The sequence below is a fragment of the Silvibacterium dinghuense genome (assembly GCF_004123295.1).
Classification (GTDB): Bacteria; Acidobacteriota; Terriglobia; order Terriglobales; family Acidobacteriaceae; genus Silvibacterium; species Silvibacterium dinghuense.
Genome location: NZ_SDMK01000001.1, coordinates 941,997 through 954,051, shown reverse-complemented (window position 1 = coordinate 954,051; position 12,055 = coordinate 941,997). Strand labels below are relative to the sequence as shown.

10 protein-coding genes are annotated in these 12,055 nt (G+C 61.8%); 6 read left to right on the top strand and 4 right to left on the bottom strand.

Features of this window, described 5'->3' with window-relative positions; all coding sequences use genetic code 11:
* Positions 1 to 111 precede the first annotated feature (111 nt).
* Complete coding sequence (locus ESZ00_RS03720; RefSeq protein WP_129206828.1) at positions 112 to 3,111, top strand: FAD-binding and (Fe-S)-binding domain-containing protein; 3,000 nt, start codon at positions 112 to 114, stop codon at positions 3,109 to 3,111.
* Here ESZ00_RS03720 and ESZ00_RS03715 read toward each other — a convergent pair.
* On the bottom strand, positions 3,101 to 4,186 hold the full coding sequence (locus tag ESZ00_RS03715; protein WP_129206827.1) for a hypothetical protein: 1,086 nt from the start codon (positions 4,184 to 4,186) through the stop codon (positions 3,101 to 3,103). The genes ESZ00_RS03720 and ESZ00_RS03715 overlap by 11 nt on opposite strands.
* Before the next feature lie 305 nt (positions 4,187 to 4,491).
* On the opposite strand from ESZ00_RS03715, the gene ESZ00_RS03710 reads away from it, so the two are divergent.
* Positions 4,492 to 5,454, top strand: coding sequence for an OmpA family protein (locus tag ESZ00_RS03710; RefSeq protein ID WP_229740935.1), 963 nt, complete (start codon positions 4,492 to 4,494; stop codon positions 5,452 to 5,454).
* A gap of 122 nt (positions 5,455 to 5,576) precedes the next feature.
* On the opposite strand, the gene ESZ00_RS03705 is transcribed toward ESZ00_RS03710, so the two are convergent.
* A complete protein-coding gene (locus tag ESZ00_RS03705) occupies positions 5,577 to 5,948 on the bottom strand; it encodes a type II toxin-antitoxin system VapC family toxin (RefSeq protein WP_129206826.1) in 372 nt (123 codons plus the stop codon).
* The gene (locus tag ESZ00_RS03700) at positions 5,942 to 6,169 is read right to left on the bottom strand and encodes a CopG family transcriptional regulator (RefSeq protein ID WP_129206825.1); all 228 of its coding nucleotides are present in this window, start codon (positions 6,167 to 6,169) and stop codon (positions 5,942 to 5,944) included. Before ESZ00_RS03700 ends, ESZ00_RS03705 begins: the two co-directional genes overlap by 7 nt.
* 126 nt (positions 6,170 to 6,295) lie before the next feature.
* Here ESZ00_RS03700 and ESZ00_RS03695 point away from each other — a divergent pair, with 126 nt between their 5' ends.
* The 4 genes from ESZ00_RS03695 (at position 6,296) to hxlA (ending at position 10,728) form a co-directional block, all read left to right on the top strand.
* Positions 6,296 to 8,386 carry a S9 family peptidase gene (locus ESZ00_RS03695; RefSeq protein ID WP_129206824.1) on the top strand — a complete coding sequence of 697 codons (2,091 nt, stop codon included), beginning with the start codon at positions 6,296 to 6,298 and terminating at the stop codon, positions 8,384 to 8,386.
* 110 nt (positions 8,387 to 8,496) lie between these two features.
* Entirely contained in the window at positions 8,497 to 9,435 is a 939-nt protein-coding gene (locus ESZ00_RS03690) for a LysR family transcriptional regulator (protein WP_129206823.1), read from the top strand.
* A gap of 70 nt (positions 9,436 to 9,505) precedes the next feature.
* The gene (hxlB, locus tag ESZ00_RS03685; protein ID WP_188590829.1) at positions 9,506 to 10,072 is read left to right on the top strand and encodes a 6-phospho-3-hexuloisomerase; all 567 of its coding nucleotides are present in this window, start codon (positions 9,506 to 9,508) and stop codon (positions 10,070 to 10,072) included.
* 23 nt (positions 10,073 to 10,095) lie between these two features.
* Complete coding sequence (gene hxlA, locus ESZ00_RS03680; protein WP_129206821.1) at positions 10,096 to 10,728, top strand: 3-hexulose-6-phosphate synthase; 633 nt, start codon at positions 10,096 to 10,098, stop codon at positions 10,726 to 10,728.
* Positions 10,729 to 10,901: 173 nt separating this feature from the next.
* Here hxlA and ESZ00_RS03675 read toward each other — a convergent pair whose 3' ends face one another.
* Positions 10,902 to 11,933, bottom strand: a complete 1,032-nt coding sequence (locus tag ESZ00_RS03675; protein ID WP_129206820.1) for a hypothetical protein — start codon at positions 11,931 to 11,933, stop codon at positions 10,902 to 10,904.
* Positions 11,934 to 12,055 lie beyond the last annotated feature (122 nt).

The following is a 12,055-nucleotide window of genomic DNA, read 5'->3' as shown; positions in this document are numbered from 1 at the left end:
AAAATCTGTCATCCCAACCGAAGCTTTGAAGTCTGCGATTTTTTCTTCCATGTGCAGCCACTTCGCTCTTGCCATGACACATCCATGCGTTAAGCCTTAATCTGACCACGCATGTCTTCATCGTTCCCCATCCTCGGCAGTACTTCGCATCCGCACGAATCCTTTTCCGCCGCACGCGAGCTCGAAGCGCGTCTTTCTCGTGTTGTTCGAGGAGAAGTTCGCTTCGATGCTGGTTCCCGCGCGCTCTACGCGGCCGATGCTTCGAATTACCGGCAGGTGCCTATCGGGGTGGTTGTTCCTCGTGATGCGGCGGATGTCGAGGCGACCCTTGCGGCCTGTCGTGAGCTGGGAGCGCCTATTCTGTCGCGTGGCGCAGGAACCTCGCTCGCCGGCCAGTGCTGCAATGTGGCCGTCGTGCTCGACTTCTCGAAGTACATGCGCAATATCGTTTCACTGGATGCAACGATGCGCAGTGCTGTGGTTGAGCCGGGCATCGTGCTCGATCGCGTGCGCGAGGCCGCTGAATGGCATCACCTTACCTTTGCGCCCGACCCGGCCACACACTCGCGCTGCACGCTCGGCGGCATGATCGGCAACAACTCCTGCGGCACGCATGCGCTGATGGGGGGCAAGACCGTCGACAATATCCACTCGCTCGATGTGCTGCTCTACGACGGCACGCGCCTTACCGTCGGGCCTACGAGCGACGAGGAGTTTCATCGTATCGTTCGTGGCGGAGGGCGCGCCGCGGAGATTTATCGCGGCCTCGACCGCATTCGCCGGCAGTATGCACAGCTTGTTCGTGATCGATTCCCGGATATTCCGCGCCGCGTCTCCGGCTACAACCTCGATGAGCTGTTGCCGGAGCGCGGCTTTCACGTAGCCCGCGCGCTGGTCGGCAGCGAGGGCACCTGCGTCACCGTGCTCCATGCCACGCTCGATCTCAAGCACAGTCCGCCGTGCCGCCGTCTCGTTGTCGCTGCGTTCGACGATGCGTTTATCGCCGCCGATCATGTGCCCTTCGTGCTCGAATTCAAGCCCATCGGCCTTGAAGGCATCGATGATGTACTCACCAGCTTCATGCTGCGCAAGGGCCTCGCGGTAGAGGACGTGAAGCTGCTGCCGCCTGGCCGCGGTTTTCTGCTGGTTGAGTTCGGCGCGGACACGGAGGCTGAAGTTCTCACCCAGGCTGAGGCCTTTGTTGCAGCCGCGCGGAGCCTGCCTTCGCGTCCGGCCGTCGAGCTGTACTCGGTCGCCGATGCCGCCCGCATCTGGGCGGTGCGCGAGTCCGCGCTCGGCGCCACGGTCTTCGTTCCCGGTGAGCCGCATGGCTGGGAGGGATGGGAAGACGCGGCCGTTCCTCCGGAAAAGCTCGGCTCTTACCTGCGCCAGCTCTTTGCGCTCATGAAGGAGTACGGCTATCGCAGCCCGATGTATGGCCATTTCGGGCAAGGCTGCGTGCATCTGCGCATCAACTTCGATCTCGAGAGCCAGGAAGGTGTACGCAACTTCCGCGAATTTCTCGATCGCGCAACGGACATCGTCATCGCGCACGGCGGGTCTATCTCCGGAGAACACGGCGACGGCCAGGCCCGCGCCGCGCTGCTGCCCAAGATGTTCGGGCCTGAGCTGATGCAGGCCTTCCGCGAGTTCAAGGCATTGTGGGATCCGGAGAACCGGATGAATCCCGGCAAGCTCGTCGATCCCATTGCCGTCTACGAGCCGACGGAGAATCTGCGCGTCGGCCCTAAGACAGATCAGGATCGCAAGCCGAACCCCGCCGCGAAGGACACGACCTTCTTCCGCTTTCCCGATGACGGAGGCTCGCTGGCCGAGGCCACGCTGCGCTGTGTCGGCGTCGGCGCCTGCCGCAAGGAATCGCACGGCACGATGTGCCCCAGCTACATGGCCACCCGCGAGGAGCAGCACTCGACGCGCGGGCGTGCCCACCTGCTGTGGGAGATGCTCGAAGGCGATGTGCTCCCGGGCGGTCCCTCCGGAGGCTGGACCAGTGAGCCGGTGAAGGAGGCTCTCGATCTCTGCCTCGCCTGTAAGGCCTGCAAGACCGAGTGCCCGGTCAACGTCGATATCGCCACGTACAAGGCCGAGTTTCTTGCTCACTACTACCGGAAGCATCGCCATCCGCTGCGGGATTACGCCTTCGGCTTCATGGATCGCTGGGCCTCGATGGCCCATGCGATTCCCGGACTTACGCCTCGCCTCGCCAACCTGCCTCTGCAGATTCCCGGTGTGAGCCATGCCATCAAGGCCGCTCTGCATATCGCGCCGCAGCGCAGCCTTCCGCAGTTCGCAGCGCGCAGCTTCCAGGCGGGGCGAGCATGGCGGGTGCCCCAGTTCTCGCATTTGAGACGTGGGAGTGAGGCCGTGCTTCTCTGGCCCGACACCTGGAACAACTACTATCATCCGCATGCGTTGGATTCCGCCGAAAGCGTTCTGGCCTCCGCAGGATTCGAGGTCGAAGTCCCCGCCGGCCACGTTTGCTGCGGCCGCCCGCTTTATGATTTCGGCTTTCTCGATCAGGCTCGCGCCTATCTTGAGCGCACCATGGCGAAGCTCGCGCCCCAAATCGATGCAGGTCTGCCCATCGTCTTCCTCGAGCCCTCCTGTGCTTCGGTCTTCCGCGATGAGCTGCGCAATTTCTTTCCTCATGATCTCCGCGCTGGCCGCCTCCGCGAGCAGACCTGGCTGCTCGCCGATTTCCTCGTGCAGCGCGCGCCTGGGTATCAACCGCCTGACTTAACCGGCCGTACGCTGTTGCTGCACGGCCACTGCCATCACAAATCGGGAAGCGCGTCGGCAAAAAAGATGACAGCCGAAACGGAGCTGCTGCGCCGCACCGGCGCGAACGTCACGCTGCTCGACTCCGGCTGCTGCGGCATGGCCGGACCGTTTGGCTTTGAAAAAGAGAAGTACGAGGTTTCGCAGACCCTTGGCGAGCGCGTGCTGCTGCCGGCCTTTCGCAATGCTGCGCCCGAGACCATTCTCGTCTCCGACGGTTTCAGCTGCCGCGAGCAGGTGGCGCAGAATCTGACTCGCCACGCACAGCATCTTGCCGAGGTTCTGGATAGCGGGAGAGGGGTTAAGCCGTAACGGCTTCGCCTTCGAATTCTTCCGCCTGCTTGGCTGCGAGAAATTGCGGAAACTGCTGCGGCCGTTCGTCGCCGTTCAGGATGGTTCCCGCCCATCCCAGGAAGCGGTGTCGCTGGTGCGCCAGTTCGGCTGCCCAGCGCAGTGTTTCTTCCGGTGCCTCGCTCACCAGCCGGGTATCCAGCAGCAGATCTTCGTGCTGGCGGCCGCCCATCCGCGCGCAGACATCGGCGGCCCAGGCTGATTGCTGCTCGCTCGATGCCTCAAAATACCCGCGCACCAGGCCCTCGGCGTAGCAGCGGTAAAAGTACTCCGCCGCTGCTTCCTGTCCGCGCTCGAGCCCTTCCAGCGAAATCAGCTCTTTCCCGCTGTACACGCTCTCCGGCGCGTCGATCAGACTGTTTGCCGCCTTGTAATCCACCTTGAGCTGCTGTCCCACCACGGGCAGATAGCTATCGATGCGCAGCATCCAGCGCAGCAGCCGCACCCGTTCCCCGGCCAGCACCGCCATGTTGATCTGTTCCCACTGCCAATGCCCATCGGCGGCCATCAGCGCCTCGCGGTCGGCGCTGGAGAGCCGGTCCCAGATATTCCGGCTGCGCAGCAGCTCGAGATGCACCCGCCGGGAGATGACCTCCACGCCCTCTGGCACCACCTTGGTCTTCAGGTAGCCTTCGCTGCCGCTGCGGTTCAGCAGTACGGCATAAAACAGTGCCAGGTCGGCAAGGTATTTCCGGATTTCTGCCCGTTCTTCGGCGCTCAGCTCTCTGCGCACCGGCTTGTTGTCCGGCAGGATGCTCAGCGATTTGGCTGCTTCCTTGGCGCGCCGTCCCTGCCACAGGGCAATGGCGATGAGGACCGGCAACAGGAACACGGCGCTCCTGCCCAGCAGGATCGCCACGTATGCCCCCACCAGCATGGGAATCGAGATCAGGTAGAGAAATTGCCCGAACTGTTTGCGGGCGCGCCGATCTTTGTGGAAGCGGCGCAGGTTCAGGAAGGCGTTCTTCCAGGTGTGTGGCCGGAAGAGCATCTGCCAGTAGGACCTGGTGAGGAGTAAGCGGATCAGCGAGAGCATGGTTCTGGCAACATGCTATCCGTGCCGTGGGATGGAATGAGCGGATCGAGCCAAAATTGCGCACCTGGGCAAGGTAAAAAGGTGACGCCTCCTGCCCGGAGTGTCATTTTTACATAGCCTTCGGTGGCGGAAGTTATGCACCTTAATTTGTGCAATACGCCAATAAGTCTTTTATTTGCAGCGCAAAAATAATTCTTAACGTGCGTTGGCAAGTTTGGCATGGTGCTTGCTCTTATTCTCCACGTACGGGACGCTGCGCAGCTTCCGACGTGTGCTCTTAGATCATGCCGAGGAAGTTAAAAAACATGAGCGATAAGAAAACGATGATCGGAATCCCCAAACCCATGGCTCTTTCGGCTCTGCTCGTTGCAGCCAGCCTGGGTATGCCTGCGATGGCCCAATCTTCGGGTACGGCGCAGGTGAATACCGGCGCGACCGCCGGTCAGGCGACGCAGGGGCAGTCTGCTCAGCCGAATCCGAATGACAACAGCACCTACGCCACCGGGCAGCCTCTCCAGACGAAGTCGAACGAGGGCTTCTGGGGGCATATGAACCCCTTTGCCCGCAAGAAGTGGGTAAAGCGGCAGCTCGATCCAGTCAAGGATCGTCTGAATGAGCTCGATCAGCTTCAGGCGAAGAATGCCAACGATATTAAAGACGTAGATGCCCGTGCTCAGGCCGGCATCCACCAGGCGCAGTCCACCGCCGACCAGGCCAATCAGACCGCAGTGGCCGCGAATAACACCGCGACTCAGGCGAATCAGCTGGCTACGCAGGCAAGCGACCGCACCGGTCAGCTCACCACAACTGTCAATGGTCTTGACCAGTACCAGAAGGTCAACGACACCGAAATCCGCTTCCGTCCCGGCCAGACTGTGCTGAACGCCAAGGCCAAAGACGCCCTCAGCCAGATCGCAACCCAGCTGCAGGGGCAGAAGGGTTACATCGTCGAAGTCGCCGGTTATTCCCATGCCCGTGGGCAGGCCGGTATCCAGAACTCACAGCATATGGCCGATGCGGTTGTCCGCTACCTGGCCGAACAGCAGATTCCGGTCTATCGCATCCACCAGGTTGCGATGGGCAACGCCCCTCTTGACGATGCAGAAGGCACGCACGGCAGTGTTGTACGCGTGACCCTGATGCAAAACAGTTTAGCGACCTCGAATACGTCATCCTCGAATGGCGGTTCGCCGATTGGTGCGACGCAGTCGTCCACGCAGCCCTCCCCCCAGGGTGCTGCGTCGCAGCAAGCGGTTTCTCAACGGTAACTGGAGAGAACAACAAAAATACCCAGTTTCAAAGGTCGCCACCAAGCTCTCACACAACGAGAGAACCAAGGCAGATTGGCCCCTCACTCGAGGGGCCGTTTTTTTTGCTGTTTTCAACCTGTTCACAACGAATAAGGCGCAATGACTCCGGGCGTGCCCGGAGGGAAGTCTCGCGTGTTTCTCGTGAACAGCGTTCTTCCATCGCCCTGTGCTGTGGCCTGAATGATCGCGTCCGGCAGTTTTATCCGCGTATGCTTCCGTATGGCAAAGGCGCGTTCGGCTACGGCTGTGTCTACTCCCAGAACCGCAAACTGCTGCAGAAAACTCCGCGTCTGAACTTCGTTCGCGGCTGTGGTTCCGGCCATCACCTCCATCCAGGAAATGATGCTGATGGCGCGGTTGCCGTGCTGTTGGCAGACCCGGCGGGCGGCCAGGATGCCGTTCAGGTAGTCGATCAGGATATTCGTATCGAACAGGACAGGAGCGTCTACCACTCGGATCGCATCCTCTCCTGGTAGGCCACGCCGTCTTCGCTCTCGCCGCTATGGGAAGAGGTCCACAGGCCAAAGGCTTCGTGGGTCATCTGGCCGCGATAAGGCGCAAGGTAAGAGGTGATCGCACGCCGTACCAGTTCAGCCCGCGAAATGCCCAGCCTGCCCACAATATCGTGCATGAGATCCAGATCTTCCGCTGGAATGTCGACGAGTGTGCGCATGGAGAGATGATATCACTTGCAGATATCAGTTTAGAGTGCATGACGATATCGATTGCCGTTCCGCCTGCTGGCTGGAAGAATGGTCCCATTCGAGCCGATCCCATTCCAGATGAGGATTTTCCAGCCATGCCGCTGCGTTCTGCCCTGGTCGCTCCCCTTGCCGGTTTTCTTGCGCTGGCCCCGTTCGCATCCGCGCAGTCCTTTACCCTGCAGCAGGTGCTCCGTGCGCCGTTCAGCTCGAACCTGACCGCCGCGCCCCAAGGACACAGCTTTGCCTGGGTTTCCAACGCAGAGGGACGCCGCAATCTCTGGGTTTCGGTCGACGATCAGGCACGCCAGCTTACGCACGATACTGCCGACGATGGCATCGATCTGGGCAATCTGACCTGGACGCCGGATGGCGCATCGGTCGTCTACGTGCGCGGCGGCGATTTCGAGTTTCCGGAGAAGCCCTCGCCGAATCCGGCGCGGCTCAAGGACGGAATCGAGCAGCAGATCTGGATTGCGCCGGTCCATGGCGGAGAGCCTCGCCTGCTCACCAGCGGGCAGGCGCCACAGGTTTCCCCCGACGGTAAGACGCTGGCCTATCTCCTCAAGGACCAGGTCTGGACTCTCGACCTGACTCAGACCGGGGCAAAGCCGGCTCAGCTCTTCGTGGGGCGCGGCAAGGAAGACGATCTCCAATGGGCTCCCGATGGGCATGCGCTTGCGTTTGTCAGCCGTCGTGGAGACCACAGCTTCATCGGGGTGTTTACTCTTTCGGTCGGGCAGGTTTCCTATCTCGATCCGGGCACGGAGGAGGACAGCAATCCCGCCTGGTCGCCCAATAGCCGCCAGGTAGCCTTTCTCCGCGTTCCGCCCGAGGTCGGCAACTCTTACTTTCGCGCCCATCGCACCGATGTGCCATGGTCGATCTGCGTTGCCGATGCCGAGACAGGCCAGGGGCGCGAGCTATGGCGCGCACAGGAGGGACAGGGGAGCGTCTTTCACGACGTCGCCACCGATCGCCAGCTCTACTGGACCGCCTCAAACCATCTCGTCTTTCCATGGGAACGGACGGGATGGCTGCATCTCTACGCGGTTCCGGTGACCGGCGGTGAGGCGACCGAGCTTACTCCGGGAAGCTTCGAGGTAGAGCATGTCGCGCTTGGCTCCGATCACGATTCGCTCGTCTATTCCTCGAATCAGGGCGATATCGACCGCCGCCACGTCTGGCAGGTCGCTGCTGCGGGCGGCACGCCGAAGCCGATCACCACCGGGCAGGGAATTGAGGTCTTTCCTGCTGTTTCCGGCGATGGCGCGATCGCCGTTCTACGCTCGGATGCGCGTCTGCCCATGCGTCCGGCCACGATCGATGGAGACGGCCTGCACGATCTTGCCCCGCAGCTCATTCCTGCGGATTTTCCTGCTGCGCAACTCGTGGTGCCCGAGCCGGTGATGCTCACCGCCGCCGATGGTCTCGAGCTTCATGGTCAGATCTTTCTGCCTGCTGCTGCGCATGATGGCAAGCGCCATCCCGCGCTGATCTTCTTCCATGGAGGATCGCGCCGCCAGATGCTTCTCGGATGGCATTGCATGGACTACTACTCCAATGCCTATGCGATGAATCAGTATCTGGCCAGCCTTGGCTACATCGTGCTCTCGGTGAACTATCGCAGCGGCATCGGGTATGGGCTCAACTTCCGCGAGGCGCTGCACTATGGCGCCAGCGGCGCGAGCGAGTTCAACGATGTGCTCGGCGCCGGGCTCTACCTGCGCGGACGGGCGGATGTCGATCCGGCGCGCATCGGCGTGTGGGGAGGCAGTTATGGCGGCTATCTCACTGCGCTCGCGCTCTCCCGCGCCTCCGATCTCTTTGCGGCAGGTGTTGATTTCCATGGCGTGCATGACTGGAACCTGGAACTTGAGAACTGGCAGGAGCCGACCTACGATCCGAATGCCGATGCCAACGCGGTGCGTGTCGGCTGGGAGTCTTCACCGCTCGCGACGGTGAAGGACTGGCGTTCGCCGGTGCTGCTTATCCAGGGTGACGACGATCGCAATGTGCAGTTCTCGCAGACGGTGCGCCTGGCTGCGGCGCTGCGTGCGCAGCACACGCCATTCGAGGAACTGGTTTTCCCCGATGAAATCCATGGCTTTCTTCTCTACCGCGACTGGCTTGCCGCCTACACGGCCGAGGCGAAGTTCTTTGCCAGGTACTTCCATCCTCAGCCTTAGAAAAGAAACCGCGACGGAGCCGGCGACGACTTGGTCCTTCGGCCGCGGAATCATATCCTGAACATGGATATGTTCGACGCGTGGAATAAGCCGTTTGCAGGTGCGGAACGATGATCATCCGCAACTTTGAGTACCTTCTTGCGCTTGCGAAGGAGCGCCATTTTGCGCGGGCTGCCGCGGCATGCGGTGTTTCGCAGCCTACGCTTTCCGGCGGCATCAAGCAGTTGGAAGAAGACATGGATGTGCTCATCGTGCGGCGTGGCCGCGCGTTCGAGGGCTTCACCGTGGAAGGCGAGCGGGTGCTGGCCTGGGCGCAGCAGATGATGAACGACTGTCTGCGCCTGAAGCAGGAGCTGCGGACCTTCCGCGAAAACGGCATGCAGGGCGCGTTCCGCATTGGTGTGCTGCCGGCGACCACGCCGCTCGGTTCGACACTCAGTGTTCCTTTCGCTGAGCAGGCGCCTGCGCTCGATCTCTCCATCCGCACGGCGAGCGCGCCGGAGCTGTTGAACCTGCTGCGCGCCGGAGAGCTGGACATCGCACTTACCTATGTCGATGAGTCCGCCAGTGAAGGGCTGGCCACGCATCTGCTCTACCGCGAGCGCATGTTCTTTTTCACCGCTGCGCAGGAGCCGCTGGCGGCACGCATCTCCTGGGAGGACGTGGTGACGCAGCCGCTCTGCCTGCTCGCTTCCAGCTTTCCCGCATCGCTGGCCGAGCACCTGGCGCAGGCCCCGAAGGTGCTCTATACGGATTCACCCTCCGTGCTGGCTGCGCATGTGCGGTCGGGGAAGTGGGCGGCGATTCTGCCCCAGTCATTGGCCGGAGCGCTGACGCCGTCACCGAAGCTGCGCGCGATTCCTCTACGCAAGAGCGCGGCGACGGAGGCGAATGTCGGCTTTGTCACCACCCGTCTCACACCGCTTCCCGCGCCGGTGCACGCGTTCATGGAGCTGGCGCACTCGCCGAAGGTGGTCAGCGCGATTCGTGAGATGCTCGATGCGCACAGACCGTATCTGGCTTCGGTGAAAAGGCCCATCGCTCGATAGGAAATGCCGATCGAACATCCGTATTTCCTGTTGGATCGAGCGGATGCTCCGGTGTCATGCTCGTCGAGTGATGACTGTTGCAGAACTCGCTCTTGAACCTCGCACGCTGATTCTCGAAGAACTGCAGCGCTGCATGGATGCTGTTGCAGAGACGGAGCTGCTGGAAGCGCAGCGTGCGATCCTGCATGCGCCGCGCATCTTCACCGCAGGCGCAGGCCGCAGCGGACTTGCTCTCAAGATGGTTGCGATGCGGCTGATGCACCTTGGGCTTACCGTGCATGTCGCGGGTGAGGTGACGACTCCGGCGATCAGCGCAGGAGATCTGCTGATCCTCGCGTCCGGCTCCGGCACGACGTCGAGCGTCGTGCATGCGGCGCAGGTCGCCAAGCATGCCGGCGCGAAGCTGCTCGTTTTCACCACGGCTCCCGAATCGCCGCTTGGCCTGCTGGCCGATTTCCGGATCATCATTCCCGCGGCAGCCAAGCAGGAACATGACGGCGTGCTCTCGCGGCAATATGCCGGCGCGCTTTTCGAGCAGAGCGTGCTGCTGCTTGCCGATGTCCTCTTTCACCAGATGTGGCGCGAGCACGGCGAATCCGCCGCATCTCTCTGGACGCGCCACGCCAACCTTGAATAACGCAACACAACATGGAGTCATATATGAAACTGCAAGTCGCTATCGATCTTCTTTCCACCGCTGATGCGCTTTCTCTGCTGCACAAGGTTGCCGAGCACGTGGACATCATCGAGCTGGGAACACCGCTCATCAAGCAGCAGGGACTCACGGTCGTTACGAATGTGAAGGCTGCCTATCCTGAGAAGCTGGTCTTTGCCGACATGAAGACGATGGATGCCGGAGAACTCGAAGCCGACCTGGCCTTCAAGGCCGGAGCGGACATCATGACGGTGCTCGCTTCCGCGGCCGACAGCACCATCGCAGGCGCGGTGAAGGCAGGCAAGACGCACGGCAAGCATGTGGTCGCCGACATGATCGGCGTGGCCGACAAGGCCAAGCGCCTGCAGGAGCTGAAGGACCTCGGCGTGAGCTGGGTGGAATTGCATGCGGGGCTGGACGAGCAGGCCCAGGCCGGTTACAGCATCGAGACGCTATTGGAAGCAGGCCGCGCCGCGGAGGTGCCGTTCTCGGTCGCCGGAGGCATCAACACCGAACGCATCGGCGCGGTGGAAGCCGCCGGCGCCACGATCGCCGTGGCCGGTGCTGCGATCTATGGTGCGAAGGACCCTGCCGAGGCTGCGAAGACGCTGCGCAGCAAGATTGAGAAGCTCGGCTAGTTCCGGCGTCATCGATAGCTTTCATCGAACAGTTGTCATTTCGACCGGAGCAGGACGGCTTTATCGTCCTGCGGAGTGGAGAAACCTACAGTTCTGCCTGTACCGGCGAAACTGCAGGTTCCTCCACTTCGGTCGGGATGACAATTTTTTAGGGGATAGATTCTCGTTCCATCTCACGGTTCGTCGACAGCCGTGCGCACGTCCTTGTTTTCCTTCGCGCGCGGATTCACCCCGAACGACCACACATCCAGGTTGATCTCACGCGTCGAGAGCCGCTCCATCAGGGCATACTCGCCGATCAGCAGCGGCGTGACCGGCGTCAGCTTCATCCAGCGCGCGCCGGGCAGCAGCTCCTTCTTCGTTTCGATGATCTCTTCGGTATGTCCTGGCTCGGCCATGCGATAAATCTGCGCTGCCGTGGCCGTGCGCAGGTTGTGATTGCTGGTCAGACGCACAAGAACGTAGCTGCTGTCCGGCGAACTGTGCGCATTCTTGCTCTTCATCGCTGCGCTGGCTCCGTGGGTGTCCACGGTCATGGCCGAATCCGGCGCCTCATCTTCACCGGGCACATCCAGGCTTACGTAGATCACCGGATCGTTCACATGCAGCTGTACCGCGGCATACGCGCCTTCGATGCGGATCAGCTCCTTTGCTCCGCCCGCTGCGCCGGTCTGTGTTCTGATCTGGGCCCGCACCACACTGTGCTCGTTTGTCCGGTCCAGATCGCCGTTGGCCTGTAAGGCATGTACCAGCTCCGGCTGGCTTTCGTAGGTGTCCAGAATCCATACGCCGGTCTCATCCGGAAGACGCAGTCCGGGTGAGATGAGCGGCATGCGTGCCATCTCGTCGTTGCGCGCCGCTGTTTCCTCGGCATCGAGCCGCGCGGCTTCGGCGGCGTCGGGATTCTGCGTGTCCCCGGCCTGTCCGGGCTGCTGGGTGAGCTTCGCCGCGTCCGGATCGTGTGCCCGGTTCCATGTTTCCGTCGCCTTCCAGTCGACGAGCGAGGTAGGCAGCTCTTCCCACTGGTCGCGCTCGGCGCTGAAGTAGCGCACCCGGTCACCCTTGATCTCGTAGCGGGTGATGAGCTGATAGCTGCCGTCCTTCAGGATCAGCCGGTCGCGATTCGGCTGCGCGCCGGCACACAGGCTACCCGCGAGCAGCACTCCTGCCAGTCCCCAGCCCGCCAGCTTTCCTGTCTTGCGCATTGCCCGGTCCTTTTGCTCCAGATATCCGCTCCTATCCTACGTCCATGAGGAGCCTGTTTCACGCGTCCATGAGGAGCCTGTTTCACGCGTCCGCGAAGAGCCTGTTTCACGGATATGGTGAC

Excerpts from the sequence above, each read along its gene's own strand:
- ESZ00_RS03720 (WP_129206828.1), top strand. The coding sequence starts at position 112 with ATGTCTTCATCGTTCCCCATCCTCGGCAGTACTTCGCATCCGCACGAA.
- ESZ00_RS03715 (WP_129206827.1), bottom strand. The coding sequence starts at position 4,186 with ATGCTCTCGCTGATCCGCTTACTCCTCACCAGGTCCTACTGGCAGATG.
- ESZ00_RS03710 (WP_229740935.1), top strand. The coding sequence starts at position 4,492 with ATGAGCGATAAGAAAACGATGATCGGAATCCCCAAACCCATGGCTCTT.
- ESZ00_RS03700 (WP_129206825.1), bottom strand. The coding sequence starts at position 6,169 with ATGCGCACACTCGTCGACATTCCAGCGGAAGATCTGGATCTCATGCAC.
- ESZ00_RS03695 (WP_129206824.1), top strand. The coding sequence starts at position 6,296 with ATGCCGCTGCGTTCTGCCCTGGTCGCTCCCCTTGCCGGTTTTCTTGCG.
- ESZ00_RS03690 (WP_129206823.1), top strand. The coding sequence starts at position 8,497 with ATGATCATCCGCAACTTTGAGTACCTTCTTGCGCTTGCGAAGGAGCGC.
- hxlB (WP_188590829.1), top strand. The coding sequence starts at position 9,506 with ATGACTGTTGCAGAACTCGCTCTTGAACCTCGCACGCTGATTCTCGAA.
- hxlA (WP_129206821.1), top strand. The coding sequence starts at position 10,096 with ATGAAACTGCAAGTCGCTATCGATCTTCTTTCCACCGCTGATGCGCTT.
- ESZ00_RS03675 (WP_129206820.1), bottom strand. The coding sequence starts at position 11,933 with ATGCGCAAGACAGGAAAGCTGGCGGGCTGGGGACTGGCAGGAGTGCTG.